We start from the raw sequence: 15,966 nt of genomic DNA on the forward strand, positions 1-15,966 counted from the left end.
GGAGATGGCTTCTGCGGTTGGCGGATGTTTTATGTTTTCAGCAGATATCTTCATAAATTACTGGTGCAATGGTCATAACTAAGGTATTTTAAAGCAAAAATAATTTTGAAGAGGGTAATGGAAATTGATGAGATTGTTGCTGGTCTCCCCTGATTTGCGCCTTATGGGCGGGGTTGCTGAAACCGTGAAGACTTTGCTCGGTCAGCTTGAAGGGAGGGTGGACGTCACCCAGGTCATGTTTGGAGCCCGGGTCGGGCAGACCAGTCTTATCATGCGTGTTTGCAGAACCATACTGGATTTGTTTTATTTTGCCCGGATGCTCGTTTCCGGGCGTTTTGATATCGTCCACTTGAATCCTTCATTGGTTTTTGTTTCAGTATTAAAGGAGACAGTCTTATTCATTCTCTGCTGGCTGTTGGGATATTCAGGCAGGACCTTTATTTTTATCCATGGCTGGGATCAGGATTTTTTTAAACGGATTGCTTCCGGATGGATAAGTGCAAAGGTTATGCGTGCGGTGCTGAATCGGGCGGGATTGGTTCTTGTACTGGCAGAAGAGTTCAGGGATGAATTGATCCGGCTGGGGGTGGATGAGTCAAAGGTTGAAGTGGTCAGCACTATGGTTGATATGGATAGCGTCCCATTCTCTTCCGGATGCGCACGTGGCGAAAAGTCCATGCTGTTTATCTCGCGGATGATAGTCGGCAAAGGTGTGTATGAAATTATAGACGCCTTCAGTCTGTTAAGTAAGAGGTATGCCGGGCTTAAGCTGGTCATGGCCGGGGACGGCCCGGAGCGCGGAAGGTTGATGGAGCTGGCCGCTTCGCGTGATCTTCGTAATATTTCTTTTCCGGGGCATATTCAGGGGCAGGATAAATACAGAGCTCTTGAGGAAAGTTGTATTTTTCTTTTGCCTACATACAGCGAAGGGCGTCCGGTTTCGTTGCTGGAGGCCATGGCGTCCGGGCTGGTCCCGTTGGTGACTGACGTCGGGGGTATAAAGGATGTGACTGAACCGGATGAGACGGCTGTACTGCTGCCGGAAGCGAGTGCTGAAGCAATAGTTGATGGTGTTTCCCGTGTGTTGGATGATTCCGCACTCAGGATAAGGGTAGCTGGGAATGCACAAAAATACGCAAGGGCAAATTTTTGTTCCCGGCAGGTGGCTGAACGGATCATAGGTTTATATTCCCGTATTATTCGGGAGTCTTAAACATCAGCGGCAGGTGGCATGACTGGATTATTATTCCTGTTTTTCTTTTTCCGTCCGATCATGTTCATGGATATCGGGTGGTTGGTCTTCGGTCTCAATGTGACCGAGGTCTTTGCTATTTTTGCCACCGGAATTTTGATTATCGCTTTTATTTTACGCGCTGTCGTTGCCAAACAGCTGAATATCTCTATTGTTGATTTCTTTCTTTTTTCTTTCGTGCTTTGGGTTTTATTTATTTACCTGCTTTATATTGACCGTTCCCATTTAAAGGAAGCTGCAAAGTTTGTGCTCCCATTTATAACATATTTTGTTTTGAAAAATGTTATTATGGATGTTAAAAGTTATACCCGTTTTTTGAAAATGATGCTCATCGGGTATGCTGTTCCCATTCTCGCAAGTACATATCTTATTGTTCAGGGACGTGGTTTATACACGGTTTTATTCTGGACCGGGCTTTCAAGATTTAGTGGTGTGTATGCAAATCCTCATAACCTTGGTCACTGCATGGCCTTGTATCTGATGGCTCTTGTTCTATATACTGTTATATGTTCCGAACATGAAGATATTCTGCCTGTTTTGAAGCAGAGGCTGTTTTTTATTTTTTCCTGCACTATAAGTGTTTTTGCTCTCTATTGCTTATACAAAAGTTATGTGCGGACCTGTTTTTTCGGGTTTCTGCTTTTTATCTATTACTATTTGTTCAGGGTTAATAAAAAGCTGCTGGCTCTCCTGACCATGATCATGGGAGTGGTTCTCGTGCTTTCCGCTGCTGTGCTGTATACTATTTTCTCCGATATGTTTGATGCTGCCAAAGGTCCGGATAAAAGCCAGTTCGGTTCCGGGCGTCCTGTCATATGGATGCATAATATTGAGGAATTTGCTTCGCAACCGCTAGACGGTATTCTGGCCGGGGTCGGGGTCGGAAATATCAATTCCCATATCCCGGAACGTAAGCGGCGGCAGATCGGGGATATGCTCAACAGTCACAACGATTTCCTTGATGTGCTGACCCAGACCGGAATAATCGGATTTTTCCTTTTCGTGGCTTTCCAATTCTGTTTATTTCAGAAAATACGATTACTTGAGGGCAGGGAGCGTTACGTGTTCCTTGCCCTGTTCCTGACCGTTACCTTTATGAATTTTGTCAGCAACAGCTATGTCACCCGCTTCGGGCTGGGGCAGATGTTTTACGCTATTCTTGTTTATATTGAATTGCCGGAACATAAAATCCGCAGGATGCAGGCCGCAGCGGAGGCTGAAGACCCGGAGAAACTGCCATGAACAGGGAGCGGGCAGTCTGGCTGCTGAACAGATTGCGGGCCATGGGACCTCTTGAAATCCTTCGGCGTTGTCGCAATGAGCTTTATGCCTTTGCTCAGGGCCGTGGATATCTGCTTGCTCCAGATCCGCCTGTCCCGGATTTCAGTCGCAGGTCCGCTGTTTTTGTTCCTGAAACTGAGGGCATGGATGCTGCCGAGATCCTGCGTGTTGCTGACCGTCTGCTGGATCAGGGTATGGATGTATTCACTCTTACCGGGATTGAGTGCGTTAATCCGCAATGGAATCGCGATCCGTTCACGGGAATTGATGCACCGCTGAACTTCGGTAAAAAAATCAATTTCAAAGACCGCAACCTGTGCGGAGACATCAAATATCTCTGGGAGCCGGGCAGATTTCTGCAGGCTGTTCCCCCGGCTCTTGCATGGCGTGTCAGCGGGAATGAAAAATATCTTCGTGCAGTGCGATCCATGATTGAATCATGGCTGGAGCAATGTCCGTACATGCTGGGCGTGCACTGGGCCAGCTCCCTTGAGCTGGGCATCAGGCTTATAAACTGGAGTCTGGCCTGGCAGTATGTTGGAGGGCTTGAGTCCCCAATGTTTGAAGGGGAACAGGGGCGGGCTTTCCGGGATCGCTGGCTTAAATCCATCCATCAGCATCTTCATTTTATCAACGGCTGGTACTCGCAGGGGTCGTCAGCCAATAACCATCTCATCGGTGAAGCTGCCGGGGTTTTCATCGGTTGCTGCACATGGCCGTTCCGGGATGGATGCGGGAGCTGGAAAAAGCGTGCTCTTGGGATTCTTGAAACGCAGGCGCGCAAGCAGGTCTGGCCCGATGGGGCAGGCAAGGAGCAGACCCTTTCCTACCAACGTTTTGTGCTTGATTTTATGGTTCTTGCCCATGCGGCTTCACCGCAATCTTATTCAGAAGAATATTGCGCAATTCTTGAACGGATGGCCGGATTTATCCATGCCATGAGCGATGAACACGGTAATGCGCCCATGATCGGCGATGCTGATGACGGGCTGGTCTGCGGTCTTTCCCTCATACCGGGTAATATTTTGTCCCCGGCTAGGCCGTGCGATACGGAGTTGCAGGACTCTTTTCCGCAGGGCGGATACCATATTTTCCGTGATGAACAGGCCGGACTGTTCGCGGTGGTTGATTGCGGCCCCTTGGGGTTCGGCTCACTTGCCGCCCATGGACATGCGGATGCACTGTCGTTGTATCTTGCTGTCGGCGGTGTTGAGTTTTTAATTGACCCAGGCACATATGTTTATGGTTCCGATCCTTTTTGGCGGGAATATTTCCGGGGTACATCGGCTCACAATACCGTGCGTATTGACGGGCTGAACCAGAGCGAATCCGGCGGTGATTTTTTATGGACCAGCCATGCCCGTGCCCAAGGCAATGTTGAGCGGGCCGGGGACATTGACAGCTTTCGGGGCAGTCATGACGGTTACCAAAGGCTGGAGGATCCTCTGGGGCATCGCCGCGTCATCTCATTTAAACGGCAGGAACGGTGCATATCAGTCCGGGATGAATTGCTCTGCACCGCTGACCATTCTGCAGAACAGTTCTGGCATTTCAGTGAGGATTGCAGGGTGGAGGTTGTTTCGGAAAATAAGGTGGTAGCGGAAAATTCAGGCATACGGATCAGCATGAAATTCGCTGCGGGCGTGCGTTTGAAATTATTCCACGGGGATGAATCAAAGCCGCTGGGCTGGGTGTCCAGAAGATTCGGGGTTAAAACCCCTTCCACAACACTTGTTGCCGAGGCTGCTCTGGCAGGGGATACGGTGTTGTCTGTGGAGATTTTTTACTAAGTTTTTTTATTTCAGCAGGTTTAATGTTCCGGTCTATGCTTTTTTCTGTTATTTGTTAGTTAATTAAGTTGTTTTTGCATATCTTTCGGGTTCTTTTTGCTCCGGGGAGTGTTACACGTGGCAGCTGTTTTTTCTTTTATATCTGTTCTGGCAGCATGGATTGCTCTCTACTGGGATTCTTTTCCGCCTCTTTTGCGGCGTTGGAATACGGATGATTATTCTTACTGCTGGCTGGTTGTGCCCCTTGCCCTTTATGTTGCATGGCAACGGAAGGATTTACTTCCGAAAGTCATTACCCCGTCGGCCGGGTCGGCTTATGCTGCCCTGCTGCTGACCGGGGTTTTGTTTTTTTTGGGCAAGGCTTCAGCAGTAGACGCGCTGGTTTTTGTTTCCATGTGGCTTTGCGTGGTGGCGCTGGTTCTGTTCATTTACGGCTGGCGGTCCATGAAAGCGTTCTTTTTTCCGCTTCTTGTGCTCGCTTTTGCCGTGCCACCGCCGCCGTTCATCAACAGAACGCTTACCTTCAAGCTGCGCCTTATTTCATCCGATATTTCAGTGCGCATAATGCAGTTCATTGATATCCCGGTGTTCAGGGAAGGAAATGTCATTGATCTGGGAGTGATCCAGCTGCATGTGGTGGATGCCTGCAGCGGGTTGCGCTATGTTTTTCCGACTATTCTGCTCGGTATTCTGATGGGCTACTGGTTCAATACCCGCACATGGCAGCGGGTGCTGGTTATCCTTGCTACAGTGCCAACGGCAATTTTCACCAATGCCCTGCGTATTGCTATTGTCGGTTATCTGGCCCGTAATGTTTCCGTGGAGACTGCGGAGAGTTTTTTTCACGATGCTTCCGGTATTGTTATTTACCTGCTTTCAATTGTTCTGCTGGCCGCATGCAGCCTGCTGCTGAATTTGATCGGCGGGCGAAAACCGGAACAGCGTGCCGGATCGCGCCCCGGATATTACGGTCAGCCCGCCGGTAGGGCATTGCATGTTTTTCTTATGGCTGTGGTGCTCGGTGTCTATTTCGCCGGGAATATGTATCTGCTTTCCGGGCGGGTGGTGCCGCAGCGCGTGAGCTTTGATAATTTCCCCATGGCTTTGGGGGATTACGCCGGTAAGCGGGAGTATTACGGCGAGAACATTCTTAAATCCCTTGGCTCTGATGATTATCTTGCCGGGGTTTTCCGCGATGATAAGTCCGGGCGGGATATTCTGGTTCTGGTAACCTACTATGATTATCAGGAGCCGCAGCGCGCGGCTCACAATCCGGTCAGCTGCCTGCTGGGTGGAGGGGGCTGGAGCCTTGCTTCATCGCGGGATATTCCTGCTGATCCTGAGAAAGGACTTCCTTTCCGGGTGCGCAGGCTGCTTCTGGATAAACCGGGTGAGCGGTTGCTGGCATTCTACTGGTTCCAGCAGCGGGGCCGGGTGATTACGGACGAGTATATGAATAAAATTTATCTGGCTCTTGATTCCATCACCCGCCGGCGCACGGACGGCGCGCTGGTTCGCGTGGAGTTGCTGCTGCGGGACAATGAAAGTGTGGAGCAGGGCCAGAAGGTTCTGGAGAATTTTATTAAGAGCTTTTCATCAAAGCTTAAACCTTATATTCCTGAATAGTGTTTCGGTGTTGAATTTACAAATACGGGGAAGTCGATGCGAAAAAATATTCTTGCGTTAATCCTGATCATTGCAGCTGTCTGTTTGCTTTCCGGTTGCGAAAAACGACGGGATGATTTTTATCAGAAGGCAGTGGAATATTATAATAAAAAAATGTTCACCGAAGCCGGACTTGAAATAAAGAACGCACTTTCCATCGACCCGGAGTGTGCTTCCTGCCGTTTGCTGCTGGGTAAAGTGGCTTTGGAAAAGGGTAATTTTCAGGGAGCTTTTATTAATTTCAGGTATGCCACTGATCTGGACCCGGAGCTTGTGGAAGCGAAGGTGGAGTTGAGCAAGCTTTACCTGCTGGCCCGTGAGTATGACGATGCCGGGGACATGGCCCGCATGGCCTTGAATCTGGATGCATCGAATATTGAGGCCCGGTTGGTGCTGGCTTCTGTTCTTGCGGAGAACAAAAAGTTTTTTGAAGCGGAGAAGATGCTCGAAATTGCCCTGAACGAAGATCCGGGCAACCCCGATGTCTATCTTTCCATGTCCAGCGTATACACCCGGCAGGACAAGATGAAAAAGGCTGAAGAAGCCCTGCTTGAAGGGATCAGCCGTATTCCCCGTGATCCGTCTTTGCTGATGAAGACTGTGGCTTTTTACCGAAGCACCAATCAGAACGACAAGGCCATGCAATATGTGGAAAAGCTTCTGGATGCAGGGGAGGGAGATCCGCGTATTGAAGTTTTTGCGGCGGAATTTTATTCCGCTTCAGGGAATCTTGCCAAGGCTTCAGAATTGCTGGCCGATGTTGTGCACAGTCATCCTGAAAAAGCGGAATATAGGGTTATTTATTCACGCATCCTGAATTCCCAGAAGAAATTTTTGGAAACCGAGAAGGTCCTTAAAGAAGGTTTGGCTCTGGATACAGCCTCCCTGCCGATAAGGACCGCTCTGGCCGGGCTTTATATGTCGCAGGGGCGGCAGGAAGAGGCGGTAAAAGTTCTCAGGAACGGAATTGCCCTTGATCCCGAAGCTACTGAAAGTTCCGATTCTGTTGTCTACCGCAAGCAGCTGGCGACCATGTTTCTGGATATGAATGAATCGGGCCGGGCAATTGAACAGCTCAACAAGGTTATTGAACTTAACCCCAAGGATGCCGAGGCTCACTATTTGCGTGGGCAGATTTATCTTTTCGAGGGGCGCGGGCAACTGGCGGTTTCCGAATTCCGGCAGGTGATCAGGGATAATCCGGAAAGTGCTCCCGCCTACGTGCTCCTGGCCCGTGCGCATCTGATCAATGATGAAACAAGCATCGCCATTGAAAATCTTAAAGAAGCCATCAATCTTGATCCGGGCTACGGGCCGGCAAGGGAAGTGCTGATCAATACTTATCTGGACCGCAAGGACTGGCATCAGGCCATTCTTGAGTTGCAGCGTCTGCGGGAAAAGCGTCCTGATGATATCCAGATTATGGCGGCTATCGGCGATGTCTATGCCATTAAAGGGGACCGGAACCTTGCCAACCGTACTTTTTATGAGTTGTCAAAGGAGTTTCCCGATTCCCCGGTGGGGCAGATGAAAATGGCTGAACTGGCCCGTTCCGAAGGTAAGAATTCCCTAGCGGAAAAACATTATAACGCAGCCCTGAAGATTGCGCCGGAATCACTGGCCGCCATTCAGGGCAAGGTGGAAATTCTCACCGCCCAGAAAAAATATACCGCTGCGACAAAATTCTGTGAAAAATTACTGACTAAGTTTCCCGATAACCCGAGGATTTATGAGCTGCTTGGTCGTATTTATGCTGTAAGAGGTAATGTAGAAGCAGCGGAGACCAATTATACCCGGGCCACGGTGCTGGCCCCGGACTGGATGCTGCCGTATCTGCGCATCGGTGATCTTTACGTGAGTCAAAAAAAGCTCAAGGCAGGGATTGCCAAATTCAAGGATGAGGTCAAAAAAGACGGCGCAAGTCCCGGACCGCAGTTCATTCTGGGGCTCCTGTATGAGCAGAACGGGGATTATGATAAGTCTCGCGAGGTATATTCTCAATTGCTGAAACAGCATCCGGGATTCCAGCTGGCAGCCAACAATCTTGCCTACCTGCTGGCCACACGTTTTTCGGATAGTGGCGAACACATGGCAGAAGCTTTGAAGCTGGCCCGGATAGCGGCCAGCAGCCAGAGTCCCGAAGCCCTTGATACGCTCGGCTACGTGCTTTACCTGAACGGAGAGTATGAGCAGGCTTTGCATGTGCTTAACTCCGCGCTTCAGATACTGCCGGAATTTTCAGCTGCCCTTTTCCACAAAGCCATGGTCTACTATCGAGAAGGAAAGAATGATGATGCCAAGAAAATACTTAATAAGCTTTTGAAAAGTAAGGATGATTTTCCTGAGAAAAAGGAAGCTGAGAACCTGCTTAAGCGTCTTTAAGCTTAATGATCAACAATATATAAAAATGGAGGATGTAAAATTATGCATCCTTCATTTTTTTTGTTAGTATTATAGGTAACTACTCAGGTCCGTTTTTTGGTTCAGCTTTTGTTGTTTAAGCCCGGGAGGTATTATGGAATGGAAGATACATATCTCACCGCATATGCTTGAACCGGTTCACAGGATTCTCGATGTCGGTACCGGGCTGTTTCTTCTTCTGGGGCTCTATTACCATTTTTCCCCTGATTCTTTTGTTTCCAAGTCTACCCACATTGCTTTGCTGGTGTCCGTTACAGCTGCATTTTCTGTGGTCTCTTTTCATATCGCCGGGGTCTACCGGGAGTGGGCTGCTTCTGATCTTGTTGCGGAATGCAACCGCATAGTTGCGGCCATATTTCTCATTTTCAGCGGTTTGCTGCTGTCCGCTTATGCATTCAAGGTCTCAAGTATCTATTCCAGACGGGTCATTCTGGCGGCCATGTTCCTCTGGCCTGTATTGCTTTGTGTGGAACGTGTGCTCCTGCGTAAGATTGTTTTCCGTATATTTGCTGAAAATGTTGCGGCCCGCAGGGCTGTTGTGGCCGGGTGCGGAAAACTTGGACGTTCTCTTTCCGCCTGGGTGGATGATAATCCCTGGGCCGGAATACGGATTATGGCCTTTTTTGATTCGGTTGAATGTGACTGTGAGAGCAATTCACTTTGCGAGGGCACTTTGGATGATTTGCCTGCATATGTGAATAAGAATCATATTCAGCTTGTGTTTGTGGCTCTGCCCATGCGTGATGAATCCGTGCTCAATGAGCTTTTGCTGAGGCTGGAAGATAGCACCGCCCAGATTTATTTTTTCCCGGATATGTCCATTTTCAAGCATCTCATGGGCGGGGATGTGGCTCATGTGGCCGGGCAGACCGCCATCGTGCTCCGGTCTTCGCCTTTTGAAGGCATGAACGGATTCCTCAAGCGCATGGAGGATTTGATTATTTCCAGCATGATTCTGATCATGATTTCACCGCTTATGCTGCTTATCGCACTGGGAATCAAGTTGACTTCAAAGGGGCCGGTGCTGTTCAGGCAGTGGCGTTACGGGCTGGAGGGAGAGCCTTTCCAGATTTACAAGTTCCGGACCATGAAGGTGCTGGAGAATGGCTACAGCTTTACCCCGGCTACTGATAGGGACCCCCGGATTACGTGGTTCGGGCGTTTTCTGCGCAAGAACAGCCTTGACGAGCTGCCCCAGTTCCTGAATGTGCTGGCCGGGTCCATGTCTATTGTGGGGCCGCGGCCCCATGCGGTGAAGATGAATGAGGATTACCGCAAGCATATTCCCGGATACATGCTCCGGCATATCTCCAAGCCGGGCATTACCGGATTGGCGCAGATGAACGGTTATCGGGGCGAAATTAAAAATGATGAGGATATGCAGAAACGCATCTCTTTTGATATCGAATATCTGCAGCACTGGTCCGTACTCATGGACCTTAAGATCATTTTAAAAACCGTCTACAAGTTTGCGTGGAGACAGTAAAATTTCATGTCTGAAAAATGGCTTAACGGTTTAAATTCATTGAATAAGAACTTTTAAGAGATTTTGGAGGTCTTGTGAACAGTTTAAAATTATTTATTTTATGCTGCCTTGTCATTTTATTTGCATTAAATTCTCAGGGGGCTTCCGCTGAGCTGACTGTAAATGATGAATACAGGCTTGGATCTGAAGACATTATTGAAATTTCGGTCTGGGGCGATGAAGAGCTTGCACGGGAGGTTGTAGTCAGGCCCGACGGCGGGGTCTCGTTTCCCCTTGCCGGGGACGTGAAAGCCGGAGGGCTTACCGTTAACGAACTGCGCGATAAACTCAAAGAACGTATTAGCGAGTTTATTCCCGATGCTCCGGTTACGGTTATCCTGCGCAAGGTGGAGCACCCCAAGGTTTACGTCGTGGGAAAAGTTAATAAACCCTCAGTCCTCGTAATGGGGCAGGACATGACCGTGGTTCAGGCTCTGGCCATGTCCGGGGGCTTGAGTCCATTTGCGGAGAGCGGCAGCATCATTATCGTCCGCAGGTCCAAAGACGGCTCGCAGAAGGTTTTTCCCTTTGACTATGACGAATTGGCTGACGGCGAGAATTTAAAGCAGAATATTATCCTTAAACCCGGCGATACCGTCATCGTGCCTTAGGATATGTTTGCTTTAATCGGTTTAGACGGGGGAGTCAGATGTCCGGATCGGTTCGCAGAATCTTACGCGTTGCGGTATTCAGTCTTGTACTGGTGCCGGTCTGCGTTGTTCTCGCAGGGGAGGGAGGAATCTCCTGGCGGGTACGGATTCCTGTGATCCAGCCTCTTTCCGGCTGGTCCGGCAGGGCGGAAACAGGCTCGGCCGTTCATGTGGCAGATCTGAAGCTTCCGGTTAATGATGTGACCCTTTCGGCTGAACCGTTTGAACCTGTTGGTGAGCAGTCCTCCGTAGTCCGGGCTGTTGTCTCTGACGAAGTTGTGCGCAAGAGGGCGGCTGCTTCAGCTGTTCCTGCCGCCCCTGAACCTGTCGCCCCTGAACCTGTCGCCCTTGAATCTGTCGCTGAACCCGTGGCTGATGTTGAAGTCGGACCGGGCGTGGTCGCTTCAGTTGATGATATAAAGAGTGGGACTCCCGGCGGTAACGTCAAGAAAAAAGCTTCGGAAGCTGAGCAAAAGCGGGAATTTCAGGAGTCTGTTGAATCACACTCCGTATCTGTTATTCCCTCGGTTATCGCCCGCGAGAAGGAGGCTGTTGCTTCGGGGGATGACAGCTTTTACACCACACCCAAACGGGCAGTGGGGCTTTCCGGCAAGAAAGTAAAGCTGAAGCCTATTCTCAGGCTGCGCGAGATGTATGACAGCAACGTGGATTACAAGAAGTTTGATGATTTTGTGACCGAGATCACTCCGGCGCTCAAGGTTGATATTTATGATGAGGACCTGAAGATTAATTTCAGGGGGGATTTTATTTACAAGGATTACCTCAACCACAATGAGCTGGACAGGTATGATTACAATGTGGACCTTTCCGGCAGTTACAAATTCAGTCCGGCCCTTGAAGGCTCTGTTGATCTGAATCATAGGCGGTATCACAACCTTGACCAGAACACCTATGAGTCCGGCGGTGTGGATATTGATCCGACCATTATTTTAAAGACTTCCGCCACCCCTTCGCTGACCTGGCGCATGGGGGAGAAGGATAATCTGGTAATCAGCAACTATATCGATAAGACCAATTACGAACGCAGTTCCGATTCAGATTACCTGACCAATGTCTTGAGTTTTATCTGGGGGCATGCTCTAGATAATGAGCGAACTACTTTATATCTTGGTGAAATGAATACCTTTACCCATTACAGTCGTGAAATGGACGGATTTAAGAGTGATCAGGTCTCGTTTCAGGGGGTGGTCGGTATTGATCATCAGTTTACAGAGGGCTGGAAGCTTTCAGTTAAAGGAGGGCCGGGAGTTACTTTTTCTAATTATTCAAGTGACTCAATAACCGGTGATAGTACGGATTTTCTCTATCAGTTTCGTGCGGAGTTGGGGTATCGTGAGCTTACATTCAGTGTTGTTCCGGCCCTTGAAAGGACTGTGCGGCCCGGACGATACGGAGAGAACGAAATTTTTGATCAGGCGGAGTTGTATTTCAGGTATGAGTTTTCTGAGTATCTGACTCTGGATATGATCAATACTTACTGGATGAATGAGTCGGATGGAAAGAGCGGCGGAAGCAGGCATAAGGCTACCGGCGTGTTTTCTCAGTCGGTGGTGAACTGGATATTCGAAGAAGATTGGAGCGCGTATTGCGGGGTCAGCGTCAACTATTCACGCAATGAGATCAGCGGTACCAATAATGAAAGGTTCAGAAGCTGGGTCGGGATATCATATGCATTCCCGACCGAGATAAATTAAGAGAGGCCATATGCAGGAAAGCTCGGAGATTGCATATTATCTTGATGTATTGAAGCGCAGGAAATACCAGTTCCTTCTTCCGGCGGGGGTTGTGTTTTCGCTGATCGTTATTCTGGCTTTCGTGCTTGCTCCGGTCTACAAGTCCACGGCAACCATCCTTATTGAGGATCAGGATATCCCGCAGGATCTGGTTCAGACTACGGTTACAGGTTTTGTGGAAGAAAGGTTGCAGGCTATCTCACAGGTTGTTCTCAGTCATGGTAACCTTTTGAATATTATCAAGGAATTTGAGCTGTATCCCGATCTGGTCGGCAAATACACCACTGAGGAAATTATTACCAAGATGCGTGAGGATATCCAGCTGGAACCCATTACCGCTGAGGTTACCAACCAGTATTCCGGCCGTCCGGGAACGGCTACCGTTGCATTTACCCTCTCTTACGAAGGGCGGCGTCCGCAGAAGGTGGCGCAGGTGGCAAATGTGCTTACCTCCCTTTATCTGAAGGAAAACCTGAAGGAGAGAGAGGAAAAAGCCAAGTCCACCTTTGAATTCCTTGAATTGCAGCTTGCCGAGTTGCGGTCTGAAATTCTGGAGCTTGAATCCAGCATAGCCGTTTTCAAGGAGGAGCATGTCAACCAGCTGCCGGAGTTGCTGGTCCATAACATGAACTCCATGGAGCGGTTGCAGCGGGAGCTGGATCAGGTGCAGGAGCAGATTGCATCACTCAAGAACCGCAAGGTTTACCTTGAAGGACAGCGGGCGAGCATTGATCCCCGGCTGCGTATTGTAGCAAACGACGGGACCCGCTTTTCCACCGCCCGTGAGGATCTGGAAAAACTGCGTCGCGAATATCTTTCTTTGAAATCAAGATACTCATCACGTCATCCCGATGTGCAGGCCATGAAAAAGCAGATGCAGGCTCTTGAAGAGGAAGTTGATGCTGCAGAAAACATCGATTCCCTGAACCGGGAAATCAGGAATAAGGAGCAGGAGTTGACTGTCCTGCATAAGAGATATTCGGATAAGCATCCTGAAGTGATCATGCTCCGCAAGCAGATTGATGCTCTGAACGAGAGTCTGGAGGAAGCGGCTTTGCAGGACAGCATGTTTGAGTCGGCATCCGACCTGCCGGATAATCCGGGTTATATTCAGATCGAAACCCAGATTGCCTCCACCGAGCTTGAGATTGCCGAGGCTGAGCGTAATTATGCGGAACTGGTCAATCAGTACAGGGCCTATCAGCACAGGGTGGTCAGTACCCCGCAGGTGGAGCAGGAATACAAAATACTGCTGCGCGATTATGATAACGCACAGCTAAAGTATCAGGATATCAATAACAGATTGCTGGCCGCACGCGAAGCCAAAGGACTGGAGCAGAGCCAGCTGGCTGAACGGTTTACCCTGATTGATCCGCCTATTGTCCCGGAAAAACCCATTCGGCCCAATCGGCTGGCGTTGATACTTGTCGGCTTTGTGCTGGCTCTCGGCGTGGGGGCGGGGACCGGAACAGTGCTGGAGTTTATGGACCGTTCAATTCGGCGGCCTGAAGAACTTTCGTCTATAGTGAAGTATCCGGTACTGGCCATTGTGCCCTATTGGGAGACCGAGCTTGAAGCAAGGGCCATTGTGCGCAAAAAATGGGTAATGCTATTTACCGTTTTTTCTTTCATGATGCTCAGTGTGGCAGCGGTCCATATTTTTTATATGCCGCTGGATATTATTGCTGTAAAAGTAGTGCGTAAGGTGATTTTGAACTTCTAGAGGACAGGGAGTCAGGATGAGCAAATTGCTCAAGGCTGTTGAAAAGGCCAGACGAAACCGCATGCTGCAGGAAGAGCAGCTTAAAGCAGAAAGTGTGAACGAGTCTGCCGGTTCTACTGTGCCTGATATGCCGCCACCAATGCCGGAAGACAGTATCGGCGACAATGCTGCTGATAGTGATGGCGGACAGGATAAATGCAGCATCGTTCCGACTTCTTTTTATACCGACGATATTGTTCTGGATGAATTGCAACTGGCGAAAAACAGGATTCTGACCAAAAACAGCAGTGCTTCATTTACGGATATTTACAACCTGCTGCGGACCCAGATTTTTCACCGTACCAAAAGGAAAAATCACAATGTGCTGATGGTTACCAGTGCCATGCCCGGCGAAGGGAAGACCATCACCTCCATCAATCTGGCCATAAGTATTGCCCGCGAGGTGGACCAGTTCGCCCTGCTGGTGGATACTGACATGCGTAACCCAAGTATTCATAAGTATCTGGGAATAGAAGTGGAAAAGGGGCTGACCGATCATCTGCTCCATGATATTCCTGTTCCGGACCTTTTGATCAAGCCGGGTATTAACAAGCTTTCTTTCCTTCCCGCCGGGGAACCCATCAAGGGGTCCACGGAGATACTCGGTTCTCCCAAGTTGCAGGAATTAATTACGGAAATGAAGGACCGTTATCCGGACCGTTATGTTGTCTTTGATTGCCCGGATCTGCTGCATGCACCTGATGCGCTGGTTTTTTCCAGTTATGTGGATGGGATAATTTTTGTTGTGGAAGCAGGTAAAACTTCTCGCGAATATGTCCAGAAGGCTCTTGGTCTTCTGGAAGGACGAAATATTGTAGGCGTTGTTTTGAATAAGACCGAAAGGGAAAGTCTGGACGTTGTCAGCTGAGGCGGTGACTGAATGTATCGTGAGTTCTACGGCTTGGATGAAAAGCCATTCAATATTCTCCCTGATCCTGAATATTTTTATTTGAGTCAGTGGCACCAGCAGGCCATCACCCATATTGATTACGGGTTGATGAACGGAGACAGCCTTATCCTGCTTACCGGGGATGCAGGCACAGGCAAAACTTCCATTATCTATAAGCTGCTGCTTGAACACAGCGAAGACACCATTGTCGGTGTTATCTTCAACAGTGCTGTGGGCGGGGATCATATCGTGGAAATGATCCTTACCGAGCTTGAAGCTGAAATGCCGGAGAACCCTACCCCGGCATCCTGTCTCGATGCCCTGCAACAGCATCTGCTGAAAATTTATACTGAAGGTGAGAAACGGGTCCTGCTTATTTTGGATGAGGCTCAGAATCTGAGCGATGATGCTCTTGAGCAGGTGCGCATGATTTCCAATCTGCAGGCCGGGAAGGATAACCTTATCTCTATCCTTATGGTCGGGCAGACCGGTTTTCGCGACAGGTTGCGTAAGGCCCAATACAGCCAGATTGTGCAGCGCATTGTGGTTAGTGCCCATCTTTCCCGGCTGCGGGAGCAGGAAGTGAAGGAGTATATCTACTATCGTTTGCGTCAGGGCGGAGCCGAAGATCCGTTCATGATATTTACGGAAAATGCGTTAGCCAAGATCTGTGAGTATTCTCACGGAATTCCGCGTAATATTAATGTGCTTTGCGAGGGGGCCCTTATTTTCGGGTTCGCAGATGACATTACTCCCGTTACCGCTGATATTGTGGAGACTTTTGCCAGGGAGCGCATAAATGACGGGCTGCTCACTGTCCCGGAATCAACCCGTTGCTATGCTGAGGATGAGGTCGGTCGCTATATTGATGATCTGGAAAAAAGGGTGGCCAGCCTTGAATCTTCCGTGGGTATTGTGAAGCGGACTCTGGTTAAAATCATACAGAAGATTAAGCGCTTGAACGGAAAATAGTTATA

Annotated in this window: 11 protein-coding genes; all 11 read left to right on the forward strand. The window is 49.3% G+C overall.

The window, feature by feature from the left end; translation table 11 throughout:
* Window positions 1–127 precede the first annotated feature (127 nt).
* The 11 genes from FMR86_RS07555 (at window position 128) to FMR86_RS07605 (ending at window position 15,961) form a co-directional block, all read left to right on the forward strand.
* Window positions 128–1,213, forward strand: coding sequence for a glycosyltransferase family 4 protein (locus tag FMR86_RS07555; protein ID WP_163350487.1), 1,086 nt, complete (start codon window positions 128–130; stop codon window positions 1,211–1,213).
* An 18-nt stretch (window positions 1,214–1,231) separates the two neighbouring features.
* Window positions 1,232–2,494, forward strand: coding sequence for an O-antigen ligase (locus FMR86_RS07560; protein WP_163350488.1), 1,263 nt, complete (start codon window positions 1,232–1,234; stop codon window positions 2,492–2,494).
* A complete protein-coding gene (locus FMR86_RS07565) occupies window positions 2,491–4,323 on the forward strand; it encodes an alginate lyase family protein (RefSeq protein ID WP_163350489.1) in 1,833 nt (610 codons plus the stop codon). The genes FMR86_RS07560 and FMR86_RS07565 overlap by 4 nt, the downstream gene beginning before the upstream one ends.
* A gap of 117 nt (window positions 4,324–4,440) precedes the next feature.
* Entirely contained in the window at window positions 4,441–5,949 is a 1,509-nt protein-coding gene (gene xrtD, locus FMR86_RS07570) for a VPLPA-CTERM-specific exosortase XrtD (protein WP_163350490.1), read from the forward strand.
* A gap of 36 nt (window positions 5,950–5,985) precedes the next feature.
* Entirely contained in the window at window positions 5,986–8,370 is a 2,385-nt protein-coding gene (locus FMR86_RS07575) for a tetratricopeptide repeat protein (protein WP_163350491.1), read from the forward strand.
* 133 nt (window positions 8,371–8,503) lie between these two features.
* Window positions 8,504–9,895 carry an undecaprenyl-phosphate glucose phosphotransferase gene (locus FMR86_RS07580; RefSeq protein ID WP_163350492.1) on the forward strand — a complete coding sequence of 464 codons (1,392 nt, stop codon included), beginning with the start codon at window positions 8,504–8,506 and terminating at the stop codon, window positions 9,893–9,895.
* Window positions 9,896–9,969: 74 nt separating this feature from the next.
* The gene (locus FMR86_RS07585) at window positions 9,970–10,545 is read left to right on the forward strand and encodes a polysaccharide biosynthesis/export family protein (RefSeq protein WP_163350493.1); all 576 of its coding nucleotides are present in this window, start codon (window positions 9,970–9,972) and stop codon (window positions 10,543–10,545) included.
* Between the two features lie 38 nt (window positions 10,546–10,583).
* On the forward strand, window positions 10,584–12,299 hold the full coding sequence (locus FMR86_RS07590) for a hypothetical protein (protein WP_163350494.1): 1,716 nt from the start codon (window positions 10,584–10,586) through the stop codon (window positions 12,297–12,299).
* 10 nt (window positions 12,300–12,309) lie between these two features.
* Complete coding sequence (locus FMR86_RS07595; RefSeq protein ID WP_163350495.1) at window positions 12,310–14,061, forward strand: lipopolysaccharide biosynthesis protein; 1,752 nt, start codon at window positions 12,310–12,312, stop codon at window positions 14,059–14,061.
* Window positions 14,062–14,077: 16 nt separating this feature from the next.
* Window positions 14,078–14,968: a polysaccharide biosynthesis tyrosine autokinase gene (locus FMR86_RS07600; RefSeq protein WP_163350496.1), complete on the forward strand. Its 891-nt coding sequence runs from the start codon at window positions 14,078–14,080 to the stop codon at window positions 14,966–14,968.
* Window positions 14,969–14,980: 12 nt separating this feature from the next.
* Entirely contained in the window at window positions 14,981–15,961 is a 981-nt protein-coding gene (locus tag FMR86_RS07605; RefSeq protein WP_163350497.1) for an ExeA family protein, read from the forward strand.
* Window positions 15,962–15,966: the final 5 nt, after the last annotated feature.

Source organism: Desulfovibrio sp. JC010 (genome assembly GCF_010470675.1).
Taxonomy (GTDB): Bacteria; Desulfobacterota; Desulfovibrionia; order Desulfovibrionales; family Desulfovibrionaceae; genus Maridesulfovibrio.

Coding starts and splice junctions, on each gene's coding strand:
- FMR86_RS07600 (WP_163350496.1), top strand. CDS start 14,078: ATGAGCAAATTGCTCAAGGCTGTTGAAAAGGCCAGACGAAACCGCATG.
- FMR86_RS07555 (WP_163350487.1), top strand. CDS start 128: ATGAGATTGTTGCTGGTCTCCCCTGATTTGCGCCTTATGGGCGGGGTT.
- FMR86_RS07565 (WP_163350489.1), top strand. CDS start 2,491: ATGAACAGGGAGCGGGCAGTCTGGCTGCTGAACAGATTGCGGGCCATG.
- FMR86_RS07575 (WP_163350491.1), top strand. CDS start 5,986: ATGCGAAAAAATATTCTTGCGTTAATCCTGATCATTGCAGCTGTCTGT.
- FMR86_RS07605 (WP_163350497.1), top strand. CDS start 14,981: ATGTATCGTGAGTTCTACGGCTTGGATGAAAAGCCATTCAATATTCTC.
- FMR86_RS07590 (WP_163350494.1), top strand. CDS start 10,584: ATGTCCGGATCGGTTCGCAGAATCTTACGCGTTGCGGTATTCAGTCTT.
- FMR86_RS07580 (WP_163350492.1), top strand. CDS start 8,504: ATGGAATGGAAGATACATATCTCACCGCATATGCTTGAACCGGTTCAC.
- FMR86_RS07560 (WP_163350488.1), top strand. CDS start 1,232: ATGACTGGATTATTATTCCTGTTTTTCTTTTTCCGTCCGATCATGTTC.
- FMR86_RS07595 (WP_163350495.1), top strand. CDS start 12,310: ATGCAGGAAAGCTCGGAGATTGCATATTATCTTGATGTATTGAAGCGC.